22 protein-coding genes and 1 pseudogene are annotated in these 23,574 nt (G+C 71.1%); 15 read left to right on the top strand and 8 right to left on the bottom strand.

Annotation, left to right across the window (positions count from 1 at the left end):
- The 3 genes from ribBA to nusB are packed head-to-tail and all read left to right on the top strand — an operon-like array spanning position 1 to position 2,067.
- Entirely contained in the window at positions 1-1,110 is a 1,110-nt protein-coding gene (gene ribBA / locus MW290_RS08880) for a bifunctional 3,4-dihydroxy-2-butanone-4-phosphate synthase/GTP cyclohydrolase II (protein WP_250194312.1), read from the top strand.
- Position 1,111: 1 nt separating this feature from the next.
- A complete protein-coding gene (ribH, locus tag MW290_RS08875; protein ID WP_250194311.1) occupies positions 1,112-1,576 on the top strand; it encodes a 6,7-dimethyl-8-ribityllumazine synthase in 465 nt (154 codons plus the stop codon).
- On the top strand, positions 1,573-2,067 hold the full coding sequence (nusB, locus tag MW290_RS08870) for a transcription antitermination factor NusB (protein ID WP_250194310.1): 495 nt from the start codon (positions 1,573-1,575) through the stop codon (positions 2,065-2,067). Before ribH ends, nusB begins: the two co-directional genes overlap by 4 nt.
- On the opposite strand, the gene MW290_RS08865 is transcribed toward nusB, so the two are convergent.
- Both MW290_RS08865 and MW290_RS08860 read right to left on the bottom strand, forming a co-directional pair.
- Complete coding sequence (locus MW290_RS08865; RefSeq protein ID WP_250194309.1) at positions 2,068-2,322, bottom strand: hypothetical protein; 255 nt, start codon at positions 2,320-2,322, stop codon at positions 2,068-2,070. It abuts the gene before it with no gap.
- Positions 2,323-2,435: 113 nt separating this feature from the next.
- A complete protein-coding gene (locus MW290_RS08860) occupies positions 2,436-2,819 on the bottom strand; it encodes a Fur family transcriptional regulator (protein ID WP_250194308.1) in 384 nt (127 codons plus the stop codon).
- 75 nt (positions 2,820-2,894) lie between these two features.
- Here MW290_RS08860 and MW290_RS08855 point away from each other — a divergent pair, with 75 nt between their 5' ends.
- The 9 genes and pseudogenes from MW290_RS08855 (at position 2,895) to MW290_RS08820 (ending at position 9,827) form a co-directional block, all read left to right on the top strand.
- Positions 2,895-3,077: a hypothetical protein gene (locus MW290_RS08855; RefSeq protein WP_250194307.1), complete on the top strand. Its 183-nt coding sequence runs from the start codon at positions 2,895-2,897 to the stop codon at positions 3,075-3,077.
- On the top strand, positions 3,064-3,801 hold the full coding sequence (locus tag MW290_RS08850; protein ID WP_250194306.1) for a metal ABC transporter ATP-binding protein: 738 nt from the start codon (positions 3,064-3,066) through the stop codon (positions 3,799-3,801). Before MW290_RS08855 ends, MW290_RS08850 begins: the two co-directional genes overlap by 14 nt.
- Positions 3,801-4,673 (top strand): annotated as a pseudogene (locus MW290_RS33270) (metal ABC transporter permease); the annotation flags it as partial. The gene MW290_RS08850 and the pseudogene MW290_RS33270, both read left to right, overlap by 1 nt.
- A gap of 30 nt (positions 4,674-4,703) precedes the next feature.
- Positions 4,704-5,600, top strand: coding sequence for a metal ABC transporter solute-binding protein, Zn/Mn family (locus MW290_RS33265; RefSeq protein WP_375142835.1), 897 nt, complete (start codon positions 4,704-4,706; stop codon positions 5,598-5,600).
- Positions 5,597-6,142: a ZrgA family zinc uptake protein gene (locus tag MW290_RS08840; protein ID WP_250194304.1), complete on the top strand. Its 546-nt coding sequence runs from the start codon at positions 5,597-5,599 to the stop codon at positions 6,140-6,142. Before MW290_RS33265 ends, MW290_RS08840 begins: the two co-directional genes overlap by 4 nt.
- Complete coding sequence (locus MW290_RS08835) at positions 6,139-6,864, top strand: ABC transporter ATP-binding protein (protein WP_250194303.1); 726 nt, start codon at positions 6,139-6,141, stop codon at positions 6,862-6,864. Before MW290_RS08840 ends, MW290_RS08835 begins: the two co-directional genes overlap by 4 nt.
- On the top strand, positions 6,861-8,120 hold the full coding sequence (locus tag MW290_RS08830) for an ABC transporter permease (protein WP_250194302.1): 1,260 nt from the start codon (positions 6,861-6,863) through the stop codon (positions 8,118-8,120). The genes MW290_RS08835 and MW290_RS08830 overlap by 4 nt, the downstream gene beginning before the upstream one ends.
- Positions 8,121-8,124: 4 nt before the next feature.
- Positions 8,125-8,670, top strand: coding sequence for a DUF3299 domain-containing protein (locus tag MW290_RS08825; RefSeq protein ID WP_250194301.1), 546 nt, complete (start codon positions 8,125-8,127; stop codon positions 8,668-8,670).
- On the top strand, positions 8,667-9,827 hold the full coding sequence (locus tag MW290_RS08820) for an acetyltransferase domain-containing protein (RefSeq protein WP_250194300.1): 1,161 nt from the start codon (positions 8,667-8,669) through the stop codon (positions 9,825-9,827). Before MW290_RS08825 ends, MW290_RS08820 begins: the two co-directional genes overlap by 4 nt.
- Before the next feature lie 15 nt (positions 9,828-9,842).
- On the opposite strand, the gene MW290_RS33120 is transcribed toward MW290_RS08820, so the two are convergent.
- The 3 genes from MW290_RS33120 to MW290_RS08805 all read right to left on the bottom strand — a co-directional run bounded on the left by MW290_RS33120 (position 9,843) and on the right by MW290_RS08805 (position 14,751).
- A complete protein-coding gene (locus MW290_RS33120) occupies positions 9,843-11,801 on the bottom strand; it encodes a GGDEF domain-containing protein (RefSeq protein ID WP_310740066.1) in 1,959 nt (652 codons plus the stop codon).
- A gap of 33 nt (positions 11,802-11,834) precedes the next feature.
- The gene (locus MW290_RS08810) at positions 11,835-14,081 is read right to left on the bottom strand and encodes a putative bifunctional diguanylate cyclase/phosphodiesterase (protein ID WP_250194299.1); all 2,247 of its coding nucleotides are present in this window, start codon (positions 14,079-14,081) and stop codon (positions 11,835-11,837) included.
- Positions 14,082-14,157: 76 nt separating this feature from the next.
- Positions 14,158-14,751 carry an Hpt domain-containing protein gene (locus tag MW290_RS08805; RefSeq protein ID WP_250194298.1) on the bottom strand — a complete coding sequence of 198 codons (594 nt, stop codon included), beginning with the start codon at positions 14,749-14,751 and terminating at the stop codon, positions 14,158-14,160.
- Positions 14,752-14,763: 12 nt separating this feature from the next.
- On the opposite strand from MW290_RS08805, the gene MW290_RS08800 reads away from it, so the two are divergent.
- The 3 genes from MW290_RS08800 (at position 14,764) to MW290_RS08790 (ending at position 18,378) form a co-directional block, all read left to right on the top strand.
- Positions 14,764-16,374, top strand: coding sequence for an ATP-binding protein (locus MW290_RS08800; protein WP_250194297.1), 1,611 nt, complete (start codon positions 14,764-14,766; stop codon positions 16,372-16,374).
- A 67-nt stretch (positions 16,375-16,441) separates the two neighbouring features.
- Positions 16,442-17,518 (top strand): type IV toxin-antitoxin system AbiEi family antitoxin, encoded by a 1,077-nt coding sequence (locus tag MW290_RS08795; protein WP_250194296.1) that lies wholly within the window; start codon positions 16,442-16,444, stop codon positions 17,516-17,518.
- On the top strand, positions 17,515-18,378 hold the full coding sequence (locus tag MW290_RS08790) for a nucleotidyl transferase AbiEii/AbiGii toxin family protein (RefSeq protein ID WP_375142834.1): 864 nt from the start codon (positions 17,515-17,517) through the stop codon (positions 18,376-18,378). Before MW290_RS08795 ends, MW290_RS08790 begins: the two co-directional genes overlap by 4 nt.
- Here MW290_RS08790 and MW290_RS08785 read toward each other — a convergent pair.
- The 3 genes from MW290_RS08785 to MW290_RS08775 are packed head-to-tail and all read right to left on the bottom strand — an operon-like array spanning position 18,375 to position 23,568.
- Positions 18,375-19,007 carry an ANTAR domain-containing response regulator gene (locus MW290_RS08785; RefSeq protein ID WP_250194294.1) on the bottom strand — a complete coding sequence of 211 codons (633 nt, stop codon included), beginning with the start codon at positions 19,005-19,007 and terminating at the stop codon, positions 18,375-18,377. The genes MW290_RS08790 and MW290_RS08785 overlap by 4 nt on opposite strands.
- 10 nt (positions 19,008-19,017) lie before the next feature.
- Positions 19,018-22,353, bottom strand: coding sequence for a PAS domain-containing sensor histidine kinase (locus tag MW290_RS08780; RefSeq protein WP_250194293.1), 3,336 nt, complete (start codon positions 22,351-22,353; stop codon positions 19,018-19,020).
- Positions 22,354-22,383: 30 nt separating this feature from the next.
- Complete coding sequence (locus tag MW290_RS08775) at positions 22,384-23,568, bottom strand: EAL and HDOD domain-containing protein (RefSeq protein WP_250194292.1); 1,185 nt, start codon at positions 23,566-23,568, stop codon at positions 22,384-22,386.
- Positions 23,569-23,574: the final 6 nt, after the last annotated feature.

The raw sequence follows: 23,574 nt of genomic DNA, 5'->3' as shown, positions 1-23,574 counted from the left end.
ATGCCCATTTCTCCTGTTCCCGAGCTGGTCGCCGAGCTGGCCGCCGGCCGCATGGTCATCCTCGTTGACGAGGAAGACCGCGAAAACGAAGGCGATCTCGTCCTTGCGGCCGAACACGCCACGCCGGAAGCCATCAACTTCATGGCGCGCTATGGCCGTGGCCTGATCTGCCTCACCCTGACGCGGGAACGCTGCGAGCGGCTGCAGCTGCCGCCCATGGCCACGCGCAACGGCACCAAGCACGGCACCGCGTTCACGGTGTCGATCGAGGCGGCCGAAGGCGTGACCACCGGCATCTCCGCCGCCGACCGTGCACGCACGGTGCAGGCCGCGGTGGCCAAGAACGCCCAACCCACCGACCTGGTGCAGCCCGGGCACATCTTCCCGCTGCAGGCCCAGGACGGCGGCGTGCTGATGCGCGCCGGCCATACCGAAGCCGGCTGCGACCTCGCCGGCATGGCCGGCCTGATGCCCGCCTCCGTGATCTGCGAGATCATGAAGGACGACGGCACGATGGCCCGGCTGCCTGATCTGGAGGTGTTCGCGCAGGAGCACGGCCTGAAGATCGGCACCATCGCCGACCTGATCCAGCACCGCAGCCACACCGAATCGATCATCCAGCGCGTGGGTGGCCGCAAGCTCGATACCGCCTACGGCCGCTTCGACTGCGCGATGTACCGCGACCGTACCGGCGCGGCCCATCTGGTGCTCAGCGTCGGCAGCTGGCAGGCCGACGACGAAGTGCTGGTGCGCGTGCACGAACCGCTGTCGGTGCTCGACCTGCTGGACACCAGCAACACCCGCCACTCCTGGTCGCTGCCCAGCGCCCTGCGCGCGCTGCAGACGGCGGGCCGCGGCGTGGCCGTGCTGCTCAATTGCGCGGAAGACGCCGAATCGCTGCTCACCCGCGCCGTGGCGGCCGAGGCGCCCGCGCCGGTGCGCCATGCCGGCGGCGTGGACCTGCGCACCTACGGCGTGGGCTCGCAGATCCTGCGCGACCTGGGCGTGCGCCGCATGCGCCTGCTGGGCCGGCCGCGCCGCATGCCCAGCATGGTGGGCTTCGGCCTGGAAGTCACCGGCTTCACGGAAGCCCCCGCTTCGAAAGACTGAGATGCAAGGCTCCGACAAAGGCAATCTCGCCGGCCTCAACGGCGAGCACCTGCGCGTGGGCATCGTGCGTGCGCGCTTCAATGACAGCGTCACCGCCGGCCTGCGTGAGGCCTGCGTGGCCGAGCTGACCGCCCTGGGCGTGCCGCCCGACCACATCCGCAGCGTCGACGTGCCGGGCGCGCTGGAAGTGCCGGTGGCGCTGCAGGCGATGGCCGCCTCGGGCGACTACGACGCGCTGGTGGCGCTGGGCTGCATCATCCGCGGCGAAACCTACCACTTCGAACTGGTGGCCAATGAAAGCGGCGCCGGTGTCACCCGCGTGTCGCTGGACAGCCGCCTGCCGATCGCCAATGCGATCCTGACCGTGGAGAACCCGATGCAGGCCGAGGCCCGCATCGAAGAAAAGGGCCGCGACGCGGCCCGCGTGGCCGTTGAAATGGCCTTGTTGCTGAAGGAACTGAAGTGAGCCCCGCCCCCAAGAAGCCGAACGGCCCGAAAAGGCCGTCGGCCGCCAACGTGGCGCGCCGCCATGCGCGCCAGGTGGCGCTGCAAGGCCTGTATGAATGGCTGGTGTCCGGCACCGAAGCCGGCGTGATCGACGCGCACATGCGCGAGCAGGACGATTTCTCCAAGGCCGACGCTGCGCACTTCGACGCGCTGCTGCACGGCTGCATCGCCGAAGCGGCCGACCTGGACACGGTGCTGGCCCGCCATGTGGACCGCCAGACCTCGCAGTTGTCGCCGGTGGAACATGCGGTGCTGCTGATCGGCGCCTACGAACTGAAGCACTGCATCGACGTGCCCTACAAGGTGGCGATCAACGAAGCGGTGGAACTGGCCAAGAACTTCGGCGGCACCGATGGCCACAAGTACGTCAACGGCGTGCTGGACAAGGCCGCGGCCGACCTGCGGTCGGTGGAAGTGAATGCCGCGCGGGAGGCGCGGCGCGCCGGCTGATCACGCTCGGCCGAATTCGCCGGTGGCCAGGTCGCTGACCACCGCGCTGTACCAGGAAGCCCCCAGGTAAAAACGCACCGCTCCGGTGGAGCGCCGGCGCACCAGCAGCAGGCTGTCCTGCAGGCCCAGCGCCGCGCTGAGGTCGGGCTCCGGATCTTGCTCGAACTCGAAGTCGCCCGCGTCGAAGCCGTGGGCGGCCAGGGTTTCGCCCAGCAGGGGCAGCGGCAAAGGCAGCGAGGGGGTCGAGGCAGTCATGGCACAGCTCCCGTGTGGAGGGTTTCACGATGCTGCCTGTGCCCATGGGCCCGCCGCATCCCTCTCAAGAGCGAGCAAGCGTTGATCCCACGCCCTGAAGTGGGCGCTCAGGCCTAGCCGGATGCCGCTCCGGCACAGTCGGCGCACTGGCCATACAGCGTCAGCTCGTGCGATTCCACGCGGAAGCCCGTGGGCGCGAAGCGCGTCAGGTCGCCCGGGCAGCCGTGCACGTCGAACACCCGGTCGCACTGCCGGCACTGGAAGTGGTGGTGGTGATCCAGGTGCTTGGACTCGTAGCGCGGGCTGTCGCCCGGCAGTTCCACCACCTGCACGCTGCCCTCTTCCACCAGCAGCTTGAGGTTGCGGTACACGGTGGCGATGCCCATGCCAGCCACCTCGGTACGCGCACCGTCCAGCACTTCCTGCGGCGTGAGCGGCCGCGTGGCGGCCTCGATCACGGCGCGGATGGCGGAGCGTTGGCGGGTGGAGCGTTCCATCGTCTGGCGAAAGGCGGGTCGTGGGGGTCGGTGATTCTCTCACGCCCGATAAAGAGAATTCGTTATCATTAGGGGATGATCCCAAGTCTGAGTTCCGCGCCGGTGACCGTTCAGCCCGCTGCACCGCACGCCGATGGCGGCACGTCCGCTTCTTTGCGCTGGCTGGCCTGCGCCGCGTTGCCGCGCGCCGGTGTGGCGGCACTGGGCGTCGGCCTGCTGTGGGCCCTGGCGGCGTGGGCGATGCATGGCGGCCAGTGACGCGGCGGTGCAGCTGCACGGCGTGGGCGTGCGCTACGGCAGCCAGGCTGCCGTGGCGGGCGTGCAGGCCGATTTCAGCCGCGCCGCACTGCACGCCATCGTCGGCCCCAATGGCGCCGGCAAGAGCAGCCTGATCGGCGCCATGGCCGGGCTGCAGCGCCACAGCGGCCGCATCGAGGTGGCGGCCGACCTGCGGCCGCACATGGGCTACCTGCCGCAACGCTCGCAGGTGGACCGCAGCTTTCCCATCACCGTGGCCGACTTTGCCGCCATGGGTTTGTGGCCGCGGCTGGGCGCGCTGCGGGGCATGAGCCGCGCGCAGGCGCAGGCCGTGGACGAGGTGCTGGACCGCCTGGGCCTGCAGACGCTGCAACGCCGGCTGATCGGTGAGCTGTCCACCGGCCAGTTCCAGCGCCTGCTGTTCGCCCGGCTGTGCCTGCAAGACGCCCGGCTGCTGCTGCTGGACGAGCCCTTCGCCGCGCTGGACGAAGACACCACCACCGCGCTGATGGCGCTGCTGCAGACCTGGCGCGACCAGGGCCGCACCGTCATCGCGGTGTTGCATGAGCAGGCCATCGTCCGCGCGCATTTCGATTCCGCCCTGCTGATGGCCGGCACCGCGCTGCTGCAGGGCCCGGCCGACGCCGCACTGGCCCCGGCCGCCTGGCGCCACGCCGAGCGGCAACTCGCCCGACAAGCCGCCGCCCTGCCCTCCCCCGCCTGATGACCCTGATGCAAGCCCTGTTCTGGCAGCCCTTTGCCGAGTTCGATTTCATGCGCCGCGCGCTGGTGGCCTGCCTGGCGCTGGCGCTGACCTGCGGCCCGCTGGGCACTTTGCTGGTGTTGCGCCGCATGAGCCTGGTGGGCGATGCGATGGCCCATGCGCTGCTGCCCGGCGCGGCGGTCGGCTATCTGCTGGCCGGCCTGTCGCTGGGCGCGATGAGCGCCGGTGCCTTCGTGGCCGCGCTGCTGGTGGCGCTGCTGGCCGGCGTGGTGGCCCGCTTCACCCCGCAGCGTGAAGACGCGAGCTTCGCCGCCTTCTACCTGATCGCGCTGGCGGCCGGCGTGCTGCTGATCGCCCGCCAGGGCGGCAGCGTCGACCTGATGCACGTGCTGTTCGGCAGCGTGCTGGCGGTGGACGATGCCTCGCTGAAGCTGGTGGCCGGCGTGTCCAGCGTGTCGCTGCTGCTGCTGGCTGTGCTGTGGCGGCCCATCGTGTTCGAGGCCTGCGACGGCCTCTTCATGCGCACCGTGTCGCGCCGCTCGGCCGCGGTGCACTACCTGTTCCTGGCGCTGGTGGTGGGCAACCTGGTGGCCGGCTTCCAGGCGCTGGGCACCTTGATGGCGGTGGGCCTGCTGATGCTGCCGGCCACCGCGGCCCGCTTCTGGGTGCGCAGCCTGGAAGCGCTGGCGCTGCTGGCCGCGGGCATCGCGGCCTTCAGCGCCTGGGCGGGGCTGCTGCTCTCGTACCACGCGAGCCTGCCCTCGGGCCCGGCCATCGTGCTGGTAGCGGGTGGTGTGTACGTGCTGTCGCTGGCGCTGGGCCGGCACGGCAGCCTGCGTGCCGCCTGGCGCCCGCAGGCGGTCGCCGCGCCGGCCGCGGCCTGGCTGGGCGGCGCCACCGCCGTGGGCGTGGTGGCGCTGGTGCTGGCCGGCCTGCCCACACCGGCCCAGGCGCAGGCTGCAGCAGCGTCGGCTGAACGGCCGCGCGTGGTGGCCAGCTTCTCCATCCTGGCCGACATGGCCCGCGAAGTGGGCGGCGATGCGGTGGAGGTGAGCAGCCTGGTGGGCCCCGGCGGCGACGCCCATGTGTACGAACCCACGCCCGCCGCCGTGCGCCAGCTCGCCGCCGCGCAGCTGGTGGTGGTGAACGGGCTTCGCTTCGAAGGCTGGATCGACCGGCTGGTGGCGGCCTCGGGCTACCGCGGCCCGGTGCTGGTGGCCACCACCGGCATCCGGCCGCGCATGGTGTACGGCGCCCCCGACCCGCATGCCTGGCACGACCCCGCCAATGCCCGCGTCTACATCGAGAACCTGCGGGTGGCGCTGGGCCGGCTGGTGCCGGCGCAGGCCGCAGCCATCGACGCCCGCGCCGCGCACTACCTGCAGCGGCTGGACGCGCAGGACCAACGGCTGCGCGCCCTGCTGGCCCAGGTGCCGGCCGAACAGCGCCGCGCCATCACCTCGCACGACGCCTTCGGCTACCTGGCTGCCGCCTACGGCATTCGCCTGGCCAGCGTGCAGGGCTGGACCACCGCGGCCGAGCCTTCGGCCGCCGACCTGGCGCGGCTGATGCGCCAGATGAAGGCCGAACAGACCCGCGCGCTGTTCCTGGAGAACACCGGCAACCCGCGCATGATGCAGCGCGTGGCGCAGGACACCGGCGCGGTGATCGGCGGCACGCTGTACGCCGATGCCTTGTCGCCCCCCGGCACCGCCGCCGACAGCTACCTGAAGCTGCTGAACCACAACCTCACCACCCTGATCGCCGCCTGGCAACCGCCGGTGGCCCGCACGCCATGAAGAAGTCGCTCCGTACCTCGCTCGCCGCCCTGGCCGCCCTGGCCGCCGCCGTGATGCTGCCCACGCTGGCCCTGGCACAGACCCACGCCGCGCACGAGCACGGCAAGGTGGCGGTGGACATCGCCGTCGAGCGTGAACAGCTCACCATCGGAATCGACACGCCGCTGGACAACCTGCTGGGCTTCGAGCGGGCGCCGCGCAGTGCCGCCGAGAAACAGGCCGCCGATGCCGCCGTGGCCCGGCTGCGCGCGGCCGATGGCTGGTTGCGCATCGACCCCCAGGCCGGCTGCCAGCTGCAAGCCGTGACGCTGGAATCGGGCGCGCTGGGCCTGGGCGGCGCACCGGCCGAGGGCGAGCATGCCGACCTGGAAGGCAGCGTGACCTACCGCTGCACCGACGCCACCCGCGCGGCCTGGATCGACGTCGGCCTGGCCGATGCGTTCAAGCGGGTGAAGGTGCTGCAGGTGCAGGTGGCCGGCCCCCAGGGCCAGGCCAAGCAGACGCTGAGCGGCAAGAACCGGCGCGTGGTGCTGGCGAAATGACCGCCGGCACCGAGCCGCTGGTGCGCTGCCAGGGCCTGCGCTTTCGCTGGCCGGGTGCCGCGCAGGACACGCTGGCCATCGACCACTTCGAGGTGCAGGCCGGCAGCACGCTGTTCCTGCACGGGCCCAGCGGCTGCGGCAAGAGCACGCTGCTGTCCATCCTGGCCGGCGTGCTGCAGCCGCAGTCGGGCCTGGTGACGATGCAAGGCCAGGCCTGGTCGGCGCTGCCCGCCGGCCGCCGCGACCAGCGCCGCGCCGACCAGGTGGGCTACGTGTTCCAGCAGTTCAACCTGCTGCCCTACCTGAGCGTGCTGGACAACGTGCTGCTGCCCTGCCGCTTCTCGGCCGTGCGCCGCCAGGCCGCGGGTGATGCGCCCGCCGCCGCCCGCGCGCTGCTGCAGCGCATGGACCTGCCGCCCGCGCTGTGGACGCGGGAGCCCACCGCGCTGTCGGTCGGCCAGCAGCAGCGCGTGGCCGCGGCCCGAGCACTGATCGGCCGGCCCGCGCTGGTGATCGCCGACGAGCCCACCTCGGCGCTGGACGAAGACCTGCGCGAGCGGTTCGTCGACGTGCTGCTGCAGGCCTGCGCCGATGCCGGCAGCGCCATCGTCTTCGTCAGCCACGACCAGCGGCTGGCCGACCGCTTCGGCCAGCGGGCCTCGCTGCCCGCGCTCAACCGCGCCGCGGCGCTGGCCGCCGCCACGACGGGGGCACCCGCATGACGCCCTTGATCACCCTGGCCGCGCGCAGCGCCTGGAACCGCCGCTTCACGCTGATGCTGACGGTGGCCAGCATCGCGCTGGCCACGCTGCTGCTGATGGGCATCGAACGGCTGCGCACCGACCTGCGGGCCAACTTCTCGTCCGCCGTGTCGGGCACCGACCTCATCGTCGGCGCACGCACCGGCTCCACCCAGCTGCTGCTGTACTCGGTGTTCCGCATCGGCGCGGCCACCAACAACATGGGCTGGGCCAGCGTGCAGGCGCTGGCCGCGCACCGCGCGGTGGCCTGGGTGGTGCCCATCTCGCTGGGCGATTCGCACCGCGGCTACCCGGTGCTGGGCACCAGCGGCGAGTACTTCGAGCGCTTCCGCTACGGCAACCGCCAGCCGCTGAAGCTGGCGGAAGGCCGGGCCTTCAACCAGCTGTTCGAGGCGGTGCTGGGCGCCGACGTGGCCGAGCAGCTGGGCTACAAGCTCGGCCAGCGCCTGACGCTGGCGCACGGCAGCGGCGAGCTGGTGGCCGAGCATGCCGACAAGCCCTTCGTGGTCACCGGCATCCTGGCGCGCACCGGCACGCCGGTGGACCGCACGGTGCACATCAGCCTCGAATCGATGGAGGCGCTGCACGTGGACTGGGTGGGCGGCGTGCAGATGCCGGGCCGCGCGCTCACGCCCGACCAGCTGCGCGAGATGAACCTGCAGCCCAAGGCCGTGACCGCCGCGCTGGTGGGCCTGAAGAGCCGGCCGGCCGTGTTCTCGGTGCAGCGCTGGGTGGCCGACTACCGCGCCGAGCCGCTGATGGCCATCCTGCCCGGCGTGGCGCTGGACGAGCTGTGGGAAGTGGTGGGCGTGGGCGAGAAGGCGCTGCTGGCCATGTCGGTGATGGTGGGCGTGGTGAGCCTGGCCGGCCTGGTGTCGGTGGTGCTGGCCGGCCTCAACGAACGCCGGCGCGAGCTGGCTGTGCTGCGCGCCGTGGGCGCCGGACCGCGCCATGTGCTGGCGCTGCTGGCGCTGGAAGGCGCGCTCGTCACCCTGGCGGGCGCGCTGCTGGGCCTGCTGCTGGCGCTGGGCGGTGCGGCGGCGCTGGGGCCCTGGTTGCAATCCCGACACGGGCTGGTGATAGGCTGGGGCATGCCGTCCACCGCGCAGTGGATGCTGTTCGCCGCGGTGGTGGCCACCGGCTGGCTGGCCAGCCTGCTGCCTGCGCTGCGCGCCTACCGGCTGTCGCTGGTCGACGGCCTGTCACCAAGGATCTGAAAGCATGTTGTCGCGTCGTACCGTCCTGTCGGCTGCCCTGCTGGGCGGCGCCTCTTTCGCCAGCCTGGGCGTGCGCGCGGCGCCGCCGGCCGGCGGCTACAAGACCATCACCTGGGACAGTCTGGTGCCCAAGGACTGGAACCCGAACGGCATGCTCAAGGATGCACCACCGGCCGACCTGCAGGACAACGACCCGCGCGCGCAGGCCATGCTGGACAAGCTGCGTGAAGCCTGGGACAACGCGCCCACCAACAACACGATGAACAACACCAAGGTGCGCCTGCCCGGCTACCTGGTGCCGCTGGAACAGGCCGAAAGTGGCCAGGTGAGCGAGTTCCTGCTGGTGCCCTACTTCGGCGCCTGCATCCACACCCCACCGCCGCCGGCCAACCAGATCGTGCACGTGCTGCCCAGGAAGCCGGCCAAGTTCAAGGCGATGGACGCGGTGTGGGTCAGCGGCACGCTGCAGGTCAGCCGCAACGCCTCGGCCATGGGCACCAGCGGCTACCGCCTGGAGGCGGTGACGGTGGAGCGCTACAAGCCCGAGTGAGCGCCCTGCCCGCGCGGCCGCCGCGCATCACCGCCATCGACGCGCTGCGCGGCCTGGTGATGCTGGTCATGGCCATCGACCATGTGCGCGAGACCTTCTACCTGCACCTGCAGGTCAGCGACCCGATGAACGTGGCCACCACGCCGCCCGAGGTCTTCTTCTCACGCCTGGCGGCGCACTTCTGCGCGCCGGTGTTCGTGTTCCTGGCCGGCGTCAGCGCCTGGCTGTACGCCCACCCGCCCGGCGGCACGCCGCGGCCGGTGCGCGCCTTCCTGCTCAAGCGCGGGCTGCTGATGCTGGCGCTGGAAGTCACCGTGGTCAGCTTCGCGTGGACCGGCGACTTTCCGCTGAAGGTGGTGTACCTGCAGGTCATCTGGGCCATCGGCGTGGCAATGATCGTGCTGGCCCTGGTCAGCGGGCTGCGGCCCGCGCTGCTGGCCGCCATCGGGCTGGTGCTGGTGGGCGGGCACAACCTGCTGGCCGGGCTGCAGCTCACGCCCGACCACCCGCTGTACCTGCTGTGGACGCTGGCGCTGCACCGCGGCTGGGCGCTGCAGGACACGGCGTTGCAGGTGCGGCTGACCTACCCGGCGCTGCCCTGGGTGGGCGTGATTCTGCTGGGCTGGGTGGCGGCGCCGCTGTTCAGCGCCCGCTTCAGCGCGCGCCAGCGCATCCGGGCCTTTGCGGGGCTGGGCCTGGGCTGCTGGGCGCTGTTGCTGGTGCTGCGTGGCTTCAACCTGTATGGCGAAAACGCGCCCTGGCAGCCCGGGCCCGATGCGCTGCACACGGTGATGTCGTTCCTCAACTTCACCAAGTACCCGCCTTCGCTCGACTTCCTGCTGCTGACGCTGGGCGGCGGCCTGCTGATGCTGGCCGCGCTGGACCGCGTGGACAACGCGATGACGCGGGTGCTGTCCACCTTCGGCGGGGCGCCGATGTTCTATTACCTGCTGCACCTGTTCGTGCTGCTGGCGGGCTACCAGCTGATGCTGGCGCTGTTCGGCCCCAACCAGGGCAGCCGCTTCGGCGTGCCGGCCGACCACTTCTGGCTCATCTGGCTGATCACCGCGCTGCTGGTGCCGGCGCTGTACCTGCCCTGCCGCGCGTTTGCCCGCTACAAGCGGCGCACGGGGCGGGCCTGGGTCCGATATTTTTGAAGCTTGCCGGTGAACTCAATTCACGCACGTGCGGTTCTTGCCCTGGTGCTTGGCCTCGTACAGCGCCTCGTCGGCGCGCTCCAGCGCCACCTCGATGCGCTCGCCCGGCCGGTAGGCGGTGACGCCGGCCGAGAAGGTGACGAACACGTCCTTGCCGTCGTGCATGAACAGGCTGGCGGTGAGCTGGCGCTGCAGCCGCGTGAGCACCTGCTGCGCATCCGCCACCTCGGTGCCGGGCAGCAGCACCACGAACTCTTCACCGCCGAAGCGCGCCACATGGTCCACCGGCCGCAGGGCCTGCTGCACCAGGCGGGCCAGCGACTTCAGCGCCTCGTCGCCGGCCGCATGGCCCAGGGTGTCGTTCAGCTTCTTGAAGTTGTCGATGTCGATCAGGCCCACCGCCAGCGGCCGGCCATCACGCTCCAGCCGCGCACGCTCGGTCTCGAAGGCCTGCATCAGCCCGCGGCGGTTGGCCACCTGGGTGAGCGCATCGGTGGCCACTTCGTCGGACAGCCGGCGCAGCTCGCCTTCCAGCTCGCGCACCCGCGATTCCAGCTCACTGGCGCGCGCATGCTCTTCGCCCAGCTGCTGCCGGGCCTGGCCCACGCGCTGCTGCACGGAACGGCTTTCCTGCACCATCGCATCCACCACGCCCGCCAGCGCATCCAGTGAGCTGGCTTCGGTGATGGAAGCGGCATAGCGGCCCAGGTTGTCGCTGAAGCGGCCGGTCTCGTCACCCAGCTCGCCCACCTGCTGCAGCAGGCTGTGGATCAGCGACTTGAGCGCCACCCGCGCGCGGTCGCGTTCGCCGCGCAGCGCCTGCTGCTGCGCCCGGGTGCGCGCCAGCAGCTCGCCGGCCGCGCGCACGCCGCGCACGCTGAAGGCCGCGCCTTCGGCGCCGGCCTCGCCCTCGTCGGCCTGCAGGCGGGCGCGCAAGGCTTCGGCCTGGCCCTGGGCCCAGCTGCCTTCTTCGGCCAGCTCGGTGAGGCCGGCGGTGAGTTCCAGGCACAGCGCGCCCACCTGTTCCAGCAGGTGGTGGCGATGCGCAAACAGCCGCCGCGCCCGCTCGCACACCTGGTGCACCGCCTGCGCCAGCGCCGGGGTGGCGCCTTCGCCGGCCATGCGGTCGGCCAGCTGGCCCAGCTCGGCCGCCAGTTCGGCAGCGCTGGCCACGCGCGGCGGCAGGGCGGCCGCCACCGTGCCGTGCAGGCTGGCGGCCACCTGGGGCCAGTGCTGCTCTTCCACCGGCGGGCAGGGGGCGGCTGTGGGCACCGGCACCGGCGCCGCGTCGGCCGGGCCAGCCGCCGGCAGGTCGGCCGCGTTCACGGCCTCTACCGTGGCCGGGGTATCGGCGGTGGCCGCAGCATCGGCTGGCGGCCGGGCAGGCGCCTCGGCCGCCGACGATTGCGAATCGGGCATTGGCAGGTCGGGCGCCACGGCGGGATCGGCGGCGGCGGCATCGTCGGCCAGCGGGTCGTCGCTCGGAATGGCCTGCTCATCCGGCACGGTGTCGCTGTCCCAGCTGGCCATCAGCTGGCGCAGGCGCTGCTGCAAGCGCGTCACGTCGCCACGGCTGCTGTCCAGCACCCGCTGCAGGCTGTCCTTCTTGCGGGCGGCGGTCCATTGCCGGCCGCCGCGTTCCACGCCGCGCACGATGCGCTCGATCAGCGCCGCCCAGGCCTGGCCCGCGCTGCCGGCCTGCGAGGCGCTGCGGTCCAGCGCGCGCGCCAGGTCGTCCCACTGGCCCTGCATGAGGCTGCGCACCAGCTCGGCGCGGTTGTCGGTGTCTTCGGTGGCGCGGGCGGCCAGCTTGTCCAGCAGCGGCCGGGCGCGTTCGGGCAGTGCGGCGGCCGGCTGGCCCAGTTCTTCGGCCCAGGCGCGGGCGTAGTTCTCGGGCGTGGGTTCCTGCTGGGTCAAGGCCAGGCGGCGCAGCGCGCCCTTGGCAATCTGCGCCGGCGTGGGGGCAGCCGTCATCGTGTCAGGGGAAGGAAAGGGAAAGGGAGCGGGTCAGAGCCGGCCGCCGCCGACCACGCGGGTGGGCTCGCCGCCATCGGGCAGCGCGGGCGCGATCCAGGGCGCCTTGCGCGGCAGCACCGTGTTCTGCAGCCATTTCTCGATGTCGTCGGGCGGGATCGGCCGGCTGAACAGGAAGCCCTGCATCACCCCGCAGCCCAGACGGTGCAGCACTTCCATCTGGCGCAGGCTTTCAACGCCCTCGGCAATCACGCGCAGGCCCAGCGAGCGGGCCAGCGCGATGATGGCCGTGACCACGGCCGAGCTTTGCGGCGTGATGCCCAGGTCGCGCACGAAGCTGCGGTCGATCTTCAGCTCGGAGATGGGCAGCGTGGTGAGGTAGGCCAGCGACGAATAACCGGTGCCGAAGTCGTCGATCGAGATCTCGACGCCGATCTCGTTGAGCCGGTGCAGCGACGGAATCACGTTCTGCAGGTCCTTCATCAGGCCCGTCTCGGTGATCTCGAGCTGGATGGCGCGGTGCGGCACGCCATAGGTGCCCACCGACTGGTGGATGTGCTCGACCAGGTCGGAGCGCTCGAACAGCCGGTTGGGCAGGTTCACCGCGATGGAATCGGAGAAGCCGAAGCTGACCGACCAGCTCTTGGCCTGGCGGGCCGCCTCGCGGATCGCCCATTCGCTCAGCGGAATGATCAGCCCGGTTTCTTCGGCCAGCGGGATGAACTCGGCCGGCGGCACCAGGGTGTTGCCGCGCTGCCAGCGCATCAATGCCTCGGCGCCCACCATGCGGGCGGCGCGCACGTCCACCTTGGGCTGGTAGTGCAGCACCAGCTCGTTGCGCTCGATGGCCTTGTGCAGCGCGCTTTCCAGCTCCAGCTTCTCGCGGCCGCGGCCGGCCAGCTGCGGGCTGTAGATGGACGCCGCATTGCGCCCTTGCGACTTGACGGCGTACATCGCCACGTCGGAATTGCGCAGCAGGTCGGCCACCGCCGCGCCATCGCGCGGGAACAGCGCAATGCCCACCGAAGCGGTGACGAAGCATTCCTGCCCGGCCACGAAGATGGGCTCGCGCATGGCTTCCAGCACCCGTGCGGCCACGCGCTCGGCGTCACGTTCGTCGGCCACCTCGGGCAGCAGCGCCACGAATTCGTCGCCCCCCAGCCGGCCCACCGCTTCCAGCGTGCGGTGCGAGCGCGAACCCACGGCTTCCAGCGCGCCTTCCATCACCTGGTCGCAATGGCGCACGCAGGCCCGCAGGCGGCGCGCCACCTCCACCAGCAGGTCGTCGCCGGCGGCATGGCCCAGGGTGTCGTTGATGATCTTGAAGCGGTCCAGGTCGATCAGCAGCAGCGCGGCCTGGTGGTTGAGGCGGCGCGCATGCTCCAGCGCCCGCTCGGTGCGCCAGATCAGCTGCCGGCGGTTGGGCAGCAGCGTCAGCGCGTCGAAGTTGGCCAGGTGCCGGATCTTGTCTTCGGCGATGCGCCGGTCGGTCACGTCCTGCACGATGCCGGTGTAGCCGGCGCTCTGGCCGTGCTCGTTGAACTCGGGCTCGGCCTCGACGTGGATGATGCGCTGGCGGCCGTCCAGCAGGTTCACCGGCACGTCGGTGGCCAGCACCGAGCTGTGGGCCAGCACCTCGTGCAGCATGCGCAGCAGGCCGCGGCGGTCCGAGGGCGGCACCATGCGCAGCAGCGGGCGCAGGCCCAGCCGCTCGCTCGGGCTGCGGCCGAACACGCGCAGGCCTTCGGGCGAGATCACCAGGCCGCCGTTGTAGGCGGTGTTGGCGCGCCGCCAGTCGAAGCTGCCCATGCGCGCCAAGTCCTGCGCGCGCGCCAGTCGGCTCTTGCTGCGTTCCAGCTCCACCCGCGTGCGCGAGGCGCGCAGCAGGTAGTGCAGCCGGCCGGCCAGCAGGCTCCACTGCGTGCTCTTGACGAAGAAGTCGGTGGCGCCGGCCTGGTAGGCGCGGGTGATGGAAGCGTCGTCGTCGAGGCCGGTGAGCATCAGCACCGGCATGTTCTCGAAGCCGGGCAGCGTGCGCAGCTCGGTGCAGGTACGGAAGCCGTCCATGCCGGGCATCAGCGCGTCCAGCACGATGATGTCGGGCACCCAGTGGCTGAGCATGCTCAGCGCCTGTTCGCCGCTGCCGGCCTCGGTGATGGCAAAGCCCCGCTCCCGCAGCGCCACCGCGGTGAGCATCAGGTTCACCTCGTCGTCGTCGACCAGCAGCACCTTGGGCTCGGTCACCCCGGCCTGGTCGGCGAACGCATGCAAGGCGGTCATGTCAGGCACCGCACGCGCGAGGTCGCGACGCTGAGCAACACACACCTGCAGCGAGGAAGGTAAGGCGCAATGTCATCTAGGCGCTGGCAATGGACTTCAAACCGGTGCGCAACCGCTGGCACTCCGCAACCATAGCATCGAGCCGGGCGGGCAATTCCGCGGTATCGCTTTCGCGTACACGCCGCTCGATATCGGCGCACATCGCCGACAACTGAAGCGCCCCCACGCTGGCCGCCGACGACTTGAGCGTGTGGGCCACGTGGCGAACCACCTGATGGTCGTTGCTGACCTGAGCCTCCTCGAGCTGCTGCAGCAGCTTGATCATGGAGCTGTCGAAGGTGCGCAGCACCCGCGTCACCAGGCCCATCTTGCCGCCGGGGTCCAGCTCCCGCAGACGGTCCAGCGCCTGGCTGTCGAGCAGGGCCAGCAGCTCGGGCGGCAGGTCTGTCCGCGGCTCGGCGCCCGCACCAGCGCCGCCGGGTTCGGCGGACGACAACAGGGCGACCGGTTTGTACTGAGGCATAAGACAGGACGTGTAATTCGACCGTTGCGAGGCGTTCTTGAAAGCAGAAGCCAGCCGCAACTGCAACAACATGTTGTGTTTCGCGGCCAGCCCCGTCAAGCACAACCGCGCTTGAATGGGTAGGAATGTTGCCACGGTGCGGTGCATACAATCCCTCACATGGTTGGTGGCACTCCTCACGGCGCCGAAACGTCCGCGGCGCCCGACGGCCGCGGAGGGCCGCCGCATGCGGTCCGCGCCAGCAAGTTTGACAAGCCGGCGCGCGCACTGACGACGCTGCTGCTGGCGCCTTGCTGCGCCTTCGCCCAGAACGCCGGGGCGGCCGAAGCCGGCGCGCCCGTGGCCCCCTGGTGGCTGCTGGCGGCCAGCCCGCTGGGCCTGGTGGCCGCCGGTCTGGCCGGCTGGCTGCTGGCCCGCCGCCGCAGCGGGCAGGCCCTGCGCGAAGCCCGCACCGAGCTGCAGCAGCTGCGGCAGACGCTGGACGACTGGCAATGGCAGACCGATGCGCAGCACCGGCTGGTGCAGCTGCGCCCGCCGTGCCATGCCCCCGCCGCCGACTGGCAGCCCGCCGCCCAGGAGCTGCTGTGGCAGCGCTTCGACAGCCGCCTGCAGCCGGGCCTGGTACAGGCCAAGCTCAGCGCCCACGGCCCGCTGGACGATGCGGTGGACCACCCGGACGGCAGCCGCTGGTGGCTGCGCGGCCTGCCCCGCTTCGATGGCGAGGGCCGTTTTGCCGGCCACACCGGCACCGCCCGCCTGCTGGACGACCTGCTGGCGCTGCAGGACGACCGCGCCGCGCTCGACGCCCTGCTGCCCGCCCTGCCCGGCCCGGCCTGGATCTGCCAGCCGGCGGCCGACGGCGAACTGGCGGTGCGCCGCTGCAACGACGCGGCGCTGCGCTTCGGCGGCGCGCCGGGCACCGCCTGGGCGGCGCTGCTGTCGGCGCTGCCGCGCGACCTGGCGCTGGCCGTGGCCGCGCTGCAGCCCGGCGCCGGCACGGTGCATGAAGACTGGCAGGTGCAGCTGCTGCCGCTGGGCCGCGACGCCGACGGCCGGCTGCTGATGCTGCTGCCGGTGGGCGGCAGCGCGCCCGAGCCCGGCGAAACCGACAACGCCTCGTTCAGCTACACCGTCTCGCACGACCTGCGGGCGCCGGTGCGGGTGGTGGAAGGCTTCACTCGCATCCTGAAGGAAGACTACGGCCGCCTGCTGGACCGCGTGGGCAACGACCACCTGGACCGCGTGCTGGGCGCCGCCGCCCGCATGAACGCGATGATCGACGCACTGCTGGGCCTGGCCCAGCTGAGCAGCCAGCCGCTGGCGCGCCAGCCGGTGAACCTGTCGCAGCTGGCCGGCTACGTGATCGACGACCTGCGCCGCCAGCAGCCGCAGCGCAAGGTGGAGGTGCACATCGAGCCCGGCCTGCAGGCGCATGGCGACCCGACGCTGCTGCGACTGGTGCTGGAGAACCTGCTGGGCAACGCCTGGAAGTACACCGGCCAGCGCGAGCAGGCCGAGATCGTCTTCACCACCGACCTGCAGAGCGGCCGCGAGGCCTACGTGGTGCGCGACAACGGCGCCGGCTTCGACATGCGCTTTGCCGACCGGCTGTTCAACGTGTTCCAGCGCCTGCACAGCGCCAACGACTTCCCGGGCACCGGCGTCGGCCTGGCCTCGGTGCGCCGCATCGTGCGCCGCCATGGCGGCGACGTCTGGGCCGAATCCGAGATCGGCCAGGGGGCGCGCTTTTACTTCACGCTGGGCGGTTGACGGCCCACCTCCTGTCAGCAGAGCGGCGCCGTGTTGCAATATTCAGTGAAAGTGCTATGTTCAACAAATGTTGAACAAGCTCGAATCGCTGAACACCGAGCAACTGTCCGCCGAGGCCCTGCGCAACCTGCTGGCTCAAGCGCCTGATCTTGCGATCATCGAAGACCGCACTGAATCGACGGACTCGGGTGTCGACCTTCTCCTGCATATCGACTTCAATGGCAAGCCGCACGCCCTGGCCTGCGAGATCAAGGCGAGCGGGCAGCCCCGCCATGTCAAGAGCGCCTTGTTGGACCTGAAGCGCTATGCGCAGAGCCGGAACGAGCCTGCCATCCCGATCCTGATCGCACCTTACCTGTCAGAAGGTGCCAGAGCGCTGTGCGTCGAGCACCAGGTGGGTTACCTCGATCTGCAAGGCAACGCCCGCATCGTTTTCCCGGGCTTTTACCTGTTGCGCGAGGTGGCAGGGAAACCGAAGAGTGAACGCCGTGCCCTGCGCTCGCTGTTCAAGCCCAAATCTGCCCAGGTCCTGCGGATCATGCTGCGAGACCCCAGCCGCACCTGGCGCGTGGCCGATCTTTCAGCCCTGAGCGAGGTCAGCGCCGGCCAGGTCAGTTACGTGCGCAATGGCCTGCTGGACCGGGGATGGGCTGAAGTGACCAGCGACGGTCTGTGCTTGTCACACCCCGATGCCCTGCTCGATGCCTGGCGCGATGAGTATGCGCCCCCCGCCGGCGACCGCACGACGTACTACACGACGATGCACGGCACTTCCCTGGACAAGGCGCTGCGCCAGCTGCAAACCGAGCTGAGCCAGGACGACGCATCCGCCGTTCTGGCTTCCTTCTCGGCTGCCAACTGGTTGGCGCCCTTCGCCCGAACAGGCACCCATCACTTTTACGCCGACGCCGCAGGGGCGCGGCGACTGCGCGACACCCTGGGACTGGAGCCGGCCCATCGCGGTGAAAACGTCGTGGTCACCCTGCTGGAAGACACGGGGCCCCTGCAGGATGTGGTTGAACCTGCGCCCGGCATCCGCACAACCAGCCCCGTGCAGACCTACCTGGACTTGTACGCTTCCGGCGAACGAGGCCGGGAAGCGGCCCAACACCTTCGACAGGAGTTGCTGCAGTGGACAAAGTGACACGCGGCGAACCGCAGACGGCCGATGACTACAGCGACCGCACGACCGATGCGGTGAAGTCCGTCCTCCTTGAGATAGGACAGATTCTTGGCAGCTACCAGGGCAAGTTCGCCGTGGTCGGCGGCGCAGTGCCGTGGCTGCTGCTGAACGACAACGAGGACATGCGCCACGTCGGGACGACCGACATCGATCTCGGCCTGAACGCCGAAGCCTTGGGCGAGGGTCAATACGCCAGCCTCGTCGAGTCGCTCATGGCCCACGGCTATGCGCAACGCGAGAACCTGAAGCGCTTTCAGCTCGTGCGAACGATCGCCCCTGGCGATGGCGGTGGGTCTATCGACGTGATGGTCGACTTCCTGATGCCGCGGGACGCCGTGATCGTCAAGAACAAGCCGCCGCTCGTCGACAACTTTGCCGTGCAGCGCGCCAACGGCGCGGAATTGGCGCTGCGCTTCCATGAGTACGTGGCCATCAGCGGCACCATGCCCAACGGCGGCATCAACCAGGTGGAGATCGCGGTTTGCTCGATCCCCGCGCTGCTGGCGATGAAGGGCCACGCTCTTCAGGGACGCTACAAGCAGAAGGACGCCTATGACATCTACTTCTGCGTCCGCAACTATCCCGACGGCATCGAGGCACTGGCCTCGGCCTGCCGCCCGTTGCTGCAGCACGCAGAGGCCGTGGCCGGCTACCGGTTCATTGCCGACAAGTTCGCGACGCCAGATGGCTTCGGCCCCACATGCGTACGTCGCTTCGTGGAGGAAACCCGGGTGCTGGGCGACCGTACGCCGGACCAGTGGCAGCAGGACGCATTCGGCCAGGTCGACGCCTGGCTGCGCTCTCTGGGCCAGCGAAGCTAGATGCTGAACTCACCCGCCGGCCCGGCCAGCAGTTCCACGGCTTCCACCAGCCGCTGAGCCTGCTGCTCGGGCGTGCGGCGTTCGGCCTGGGCCTGGCGGCGCAGGCGGTCCAGGGCCTGGCCGCGGGTCAGGGAGTAGCGGTGCATCAGCACGCCGGTGGCCAGGGCCACCACGTCGGCCAGCGGGTCGGCCGGGGCGGTGGCGGGGCCGGCACCGCCCGGGGCCGCCGCACCGCTGCCACGCAGGCGGGCGAAGGCGGTCTCAACCGTGGGCAGGATCTGGCCGATGTCCAGCGGCTTGACCAGGTAGGCCACCGCGCCCAGTTCGGCCACCTGCTGCGCGGTCTGCGCGTCCGAGAACGCCGACAGGAACATGAACGGCACCTGGCAGTACTCGCGCAGGTAGGCGGCCACGTCGAAGCCGCTCTTGCCTTCCATGCGGATGTCCAGCAGCGCCAGGTCGGGCCGGTGCTGGCGTGCCAGCAGGATGGCGTCGTCGCCGTTGTCGGCGTCGATGACTTCGTAGCCCGCCTGCGTCAGCCCATGGGCGACGGTGGCCAGCACCAGCCGGTCGTCGTCGACGACCAGGATCTTGCCTTTGGAAGGGTCGGTGCTGACAGCGGGCGCCATGGGTTCATTGTCACCCAAGCCATTGCACGCCGGGCGGCACCAGCGTCACCGTGGCCACCACGCTCAGGCCGTCGCTGTCGGCGCCCGGCTGCAGCGTCAGCGTGGCGCTGCGGCGCGGCAGCAGCGCCCGCACCAGGCCCAGGCCGGAGACGCCGCCCGGCACCCGCGCCAGTTCGAAGCCGGCCGGCAGCTGGCCGCGGTTGACCACTTCGATGGCCACCTGCGTGGCCGAGGCCACCAGGGTGCAGCGCACCTCGCCGTCGCGGCTGTGCTTGACGGCATTGGTCAGCAGCTCGTTGACGGTCAGCGCCAGCGGAATGCTCTCGGCCTCGGGCAGCGCCCAGCCCTCGGGCGCCGGGCCCTGGGTGCTGAAGACGATGGGGCGGCCGAACATGCGCTGCACCGAGCCGGTGATCGACTCCAGCACGCTCTTGACGCGCAGCGGCCCGCCCGCGCCCACCTGCAGCCCGTACACGTGGGCGATGGCCTGCACCTGGCCGATGGCCTCGGCGATCACCGGCGCCACCTCGGGCCGGCGCAGCGCCACCTGCTGCATCAGCCCGGCCACGCCCTGCAGGTTGTTCTTGATGCGGTGGTGCACTTCCTTGACCAGCATCTCGCGCTGGGCGATGGCGGCCTCGAAGCGGGCAGCCTCGGCCGCGCGCTGCTCGGTCACGTCGCTGGCCACCATCAGCAGCTGCTCGGGCTCGGCGTCGGGCGTGGCGGCGATGGTCACGTAGCGGGCGTCCCAGCTGCGCAGGCTGCCGTCGGCGCCGGGCAGGCGGTACTCACGCCGGGTCACTTCGGTGCGCTGCAGCGCCTCGGCCATGTCGGCGCCCACTTGCGCTGCCACTTCGGGCGCCAGCAGCGCCGGCAGCCCCTCACCCACGGCCGCTTCCAGCGGCCGGCCGAAGAAGCTGGCCGCCATCTGGTTGAGCTGCAGCACCCGCAGCGTGCGGGCATCGTGCAGCGCGATGGCCAGCGGCGCCGTCTCGATGATGCGTTGCAGCCGACTCTGGGCGCGGGCGATGCGCTGCTCGGCCTCGCGCCGGCGCTCGATGTCGAGCAGCGCGAAGGTGAGCTGGCGGCCACTGGCGCCATCGGCACCGGTGGCCACCACGTTGCCCACCACCAGGAACTCGCGGCCGTCGCGGGCGCACAGCAGGCATTCGAAGGACTCGGCCTGCCCGTCCTGCAGCGCATGCAGGTAGTGGGTGCGGCGGAAGGGATGGTGCTCGTCGTCGGTGGCCACCACGGCGATGGGCTGGCCGTAGAAATCGGCCAGCTCGCCACCGAACATGCGGCGGGCCGAGCGGTTCATCCACTCGATGCCCGCCGGCCCCACGGTGACGATGCCCACCAGCACCGAGTCGAGGATGGCGCGGGTGCGGTCGGCCTGGCGCACCAGCAGCTTGCGGGCACGGTGTCGCTCGTCCACGTTGACGAAGCTGCAGATGAGGCCGGCCGACGGATCGGCCGGGTCCACCCGACGCAGGCTGGCCTGCACCCACAGCAGCGAGCCGTCCTTGCGGCGCAGCCGGCGCTCGCCCACGTGGCGGCCGTGCTCGTCCAGCAGCGGCAGGTCGTGGTTGCGGTACTGCAGCCAGGCGCTGCGGTCCTCGAACAGCTCGGCCTGGTCCAGCACCGCGAGCTCCTGCGGCGTGTAGCCGCTGAGCGCCGCGAAGGCGTCGTTGGCGCGCTCGATGCGGTCGCCCCGCAGCCAGGCGATGCCCACTTCCGACAGGCTGAACATCAGTTCACGCTCGTTCAGCAGGGTTTCCAGCTCGGCCTGCTGCGACTTCAGGCGCGAGATGTCGGTGAGCACCGCCACCACCTCGGCCGCCTCGCCCTCCGCGCCGCCGGTGGCATCGGCCCGCCGCAGCGACAGCGAATACCAGGCCGCCACCTGCGTGAGCGGATGCACCAGCCGGAATTCGGTCTCGAAGGCCTGGCCTTCCTGCAGCGTGGCCTCCATGCCCTGCAGCACCGGCTGCAGCGCCTCATGGGCGGCAAACAGCTCGGCCAGCGTCAGGCCCGCGGCGCGTCCGCCGGCCAGGCCCAGCATGCGTTCGAAGCGCTGGTTGCAACGCACCAGCACCGTGCCGCGCAGGTAGGCGATGCCGGCGCTGGTGCCATCGAGGATGGTGGTCAGCTCACGCAGCAGCTGCTCGTTGCGGCGTTCGGCCTGCTGCTGCTCGGTCACGTCCAGCGTCACCACCGAGGTGGTGTTGCGGCCCGAGCCCAGCTGGCCCGGCTGCACACGGGTGAGCAGCCAGCGCAGGCCCAGTTCGGGGTGGCGCACCGCATAGCGCACCTCGGCGCCTTCGCCGCGCTTGAGGGCGCGTTGCAGCCGCTCGTAGTCGGGCAGCGAGCTGGGCTCCACCAACTCGCGCGAGATGCCTTGCAGCGCCGCGTCGCCGCGGGGCTTGCCGCCGCCCTTGCCGCCGGGGCGCGGCAGCCAGCCGCGCGAAGGCTCGAAGGTGGCCACGCCCACGCCGGCGGTGTTCATCAGCGCGCCGATCTCCAGCTGCGCCAGGTCGCGCTCATCCTCGGCGCTGCGGTCCTCGATCACCGCCAGATAGCGGCGGTGGCCGGGTGATGGCTCGATGGCGCGCACGCGGGCGCGCAGCTGGCGGCGCCGGCCCTGGCCGTCGGCCAGGCTGCCCCAGCGCTCGATGGCGGCGGCCTGCGGCTGCAGCGCCTCGTCAGGGCCGGCCTCGGTCCAGCCCAGCAGCGCGCACAGCGCCGGGTCGGCATCGGGCAGGGCCACGGGCACGCGGCCGACCAGCGCCTCGAAGGCGGGGTTGCTGCGCACCAGCAGGCCATGGCCGTCGAACATCAGCATGCCCACGGGGCTGAGGGCGAACCACTGCTCCAGCTCGCGCAGCGAGCGGTCCACCTGCTCGCGCGCATGGTGCTCGGCGGTGACGTCCTGCAGCACGCTCAGCTGCAGCGATCGGCCCAGCGCATCGGTGATGCGGCTGTCCGCCGCCCGGTACCAGCGCTCATGGCCGGCGCCGTCGACGATGCGGCGCTCCAGCAGCTTGTGGCCGCTGCCGGGCACGGTGGCCTCGGCCTCGGTGGCGGCCTGCTGCAGCACGCGGTCCTCGTCGGGCATCAGCTCCGCGGGGTCGCGGCCCAGCAGCTCGCTGCGGCTGCGGCCGGCAAAGGCCACGTAGGCATCGTTCACCGCCACCAGCCGGTGCCGCAGGTCTTGCAGCGTGACGGGAAAGGCCGAGCGCCAGAAGCTGACCAGCAAGGGCCCGAAAGGGCCATGCGCCAGGCTGGCGGGCAGTTCGTTGTCGGGCGGGCGCGGCGTGGGCTGGGCGGGGACGACAGAAGGCATGCAGCAGACCCGGTGTGCGCTCCGTTCAGGTCAATCGAGTTGCTGTGCGGCGGCCAGCGCCTGCAGCGCGGCGCGGTTGACCACTTCCACGCTGACCATCAGCCGCTCGGCGGCGTCGCGCAGGTCGAACAGCGATTCCTGTTCCACCGCGCGGGCCACGTCCAGGTAGGGCTGGTAGGGGCCGGTGCCGCCAGCCAGCGCCTGCGACACGCCATCGGGCACGGGGATGGTACGCATCAACGCATCGAAGGGCTGCTTCATCATGCGGTCGAGCAGCGAGAACACGCCGCAGATGAAGATCTCGCCGCGCATCTCGTCGTCGCCCTGGCGGCTGGCCAGCTCTTCCATCAGCAGGCCGCGGCGCACGGCCGAGAACATCACCGGCCGCATGTCGTGGTCTTTGCTGGCCGACACCAGCAGCAGCGCCAGCCAGCGCTTCAGGCGCTGGTAGCCCAGCATCATGATGGCGTGGCGGAAGGAACCGATCTCCACCCGCAGGCCGAAGGCCGGCGAGTTGATGTAGCGCATCAGCTTGAAGGCCAGCGCGGGGTCGAGCTTGAGCGAGGCTTCCAGCCGCTCCACCGGCTCCTGCTGGTCCACCCGGCGGATCAGCTCGACGATGGTGGCCAGGTCGGGCTGGGTGCCCGACTTGGCGCCCGCGGGCTCCACAGGGTCGTCGAAGGGCCAGCCCAGCGTGCCGGCAGCGCCGGCCTTGAGCGCAGCGTTCATGGCACCCAGCGTGCGCACGCCGGCCACCAGCGGCCGCTCGGGCAGGCGCGGGCCGGGGTCGTGGGCATCTTCGCCTTCCACGATGGCCTGCTGGAAGCAGGCCAGCACCGGCGGCGGCAGCTCGCGCGCCTGCCGGCCCTTGACCAGCAGCGTGGCACCGGCCTGGCGGGCGGCCTGCAGCGCGGCGCCATGGGCTTCGTCGGCCGCCAGGAAGGCGGGCACCTCGATGGCCACATGCGCGGGCGGGCCTGGTTGGCCCACCGCCGCCAACACGTCAGCCAGCAGCGGCTCGCTGGCAATGTTGAGCAGCACCCGGCCGGCCGGGCCCGGCCACACCGCGGCCACGGCCTGCAGCAGCTCGGCCGCGTCGGGCCGCGCATCGGGCCGCTGCGGAAACACCGTCAGCCGCGTGGCGGCCACGTTGCGCTGCGGGTCGATCAACGGCGAGTAACCCAGGGCCATCTGGCCCAGGACGGCATGGTCCATCATCGG

It is taken from the genome of Aquincola tertiaricarbonis (assembly GCF_023573145.1).
GTDB classification, from domain to species: domain Bacteria; phylum Pseudomonadota; class Gammaproteobacteria; order Burkholderiales; family Burkholderiaceae_C; genus Aquincola; species Aquincola tertiaricarbonis_B.
Note: the sequence above shows the minus strand (reverse complement) of the source record. Positions and strands in the feature narration are given on the sequence as shown.

What these genes read in the sequence shown, in the direction of transcription:
- ribBA (WP_250194312.1), top strand. Translation starts at nt 1, where the DNA reads ATGCCCATTTCTCCTGTTCCCGAGCTGGTCGCCGAGCTGGCCGCCGGC.
- ribH (WP_250194311.1), top strand. Translation starts at nt 1,112, where the DNA reads ATGCAAGGCTCCGACAAAGGCAATCTCGCCGGCCTCAACGGCGAGCAC.
- MW290_RS08865 (WP_250194309.1), bottom strand. Translation starts at nt 2,322, where the DNA reads ATGACTGCCTCGACCCCCTCGCTGCCTTTGCCGCTGCCCCTGCTGGGC.
- MW290_RS08860 (WP_250194308.1), bottom strand. Translation starts at nt 2,819, where the DNA reads ATGGAACGCTCCACCCGCCAACGCTCCGCCATCCGCGCCGTGATCGAG.
- MW290_RS08855 (WP_250194307.1), top strand. Translation starts at nt 2,895, where the DNA reads ATGATCCCAAGTCTGAGTTCCGCGCCGGTGACCGTTCAGCCCGCTGCA.
- MW290_RS08850 (WP_250194306.1), top strand. Translation starts at nt 3,064, where the DNA reads ATGGCGGCCAGTGACGCGGCGGTGCAGCTGCACGGCGTGGGCGTGCGC.
- MW290_RS08840 (WP_250194304.1), top strand. Translation starts at nt 5,597, where the DNA reads ATGAAGAAGTCGCTCCGTACCTCGCTCGCCGCCCTGGCCGCCCTGGCC.
- MW290_RS08835 (WP_250194303.1), top strand. Translation starts at nt 6,139, where the DNA reads ATGACCGCCGGCACCGAGCCGCTGGTGCGCTGCCAGGGCCTGCGCTTT.
- MW290_RS08830 (WP_250194302.1), top strand. Translation starts at nt 6,861, where the DNA reads ATGACGCCCTTGATCACCCTGGCCGCGCGCAGCGCCTGGAACCGCCGC.
- MW290_RS08825 (WP_250194301.1), top strand. Translation starts at nt 8,125, where the DNA reads ATGTTGTCGCGTCGTACCGTCCTGTCGGCTGCCCTGCTGGGCGGCGCC.
- MW290_RS33120 (WP_310740066.1), bottom strand. Translation starts at nt 11,801, where the DNA reads ATGACGGCTGCCCCCACGCCGGCGCAGATTGCCAAGGGCGCGCTGCGC.
- MW290_RS08810 (WP_250194299.1), bottom strand. Translation starts at nt 14,081, where the DNA reads ATGACCGCCTTGCATGCGTTCGCCGACCAGGCCGGGGTGACCGAGCCC.
- MW290_RS08805 (WP_250194298.1), bottom strand. Translation starts at nt 14,751, where the DNA reads ATGCACCGCACCGTGGCAACATTCCTACCCATTCAAGCGCGGTTGTGC.
- MW290_RS08800 (WP_250194297.1), top strand. Translation starts at nt 14,764, where the DNA reads ATGGTTGGTGGCACTCCTCACGGCGCCGAAACGTCCGCGGCGCCCGAC.
- MW290_RS08795 (WP_250194296.1), top strand. Translation starts at nt 16,442, where the DNA reads ATGTTGAACAAGCTCGAATCGCTGAACACCGAGCAACTGTCCGCCGAG.
- MW290_RS08785 (WP_250194294.1), bottom strand. Translation starts at nt 19,007, where the DNA reads ATGGCGCCCGCTGTCAGCACCGACCCTTCCAAAGGCAAGATCCTGGTC.
- MW290_RS08780 (WP_250194293.1), bottom strand. Translation starts at nt 22,353, where the DNA reads ATGCCTTCTGTCGTCCCCGCCCAGCCCACGCCGCGCCCGCCCGACAAC.
- MW290_RS08775 (WP_250194292.1), bottom strand. Translation starts at nt 23,568, where the DNA reads ATGGACCATGCCGTCCTGGGCCAGATGGCCCTGGGTTACTCGCCGTTG.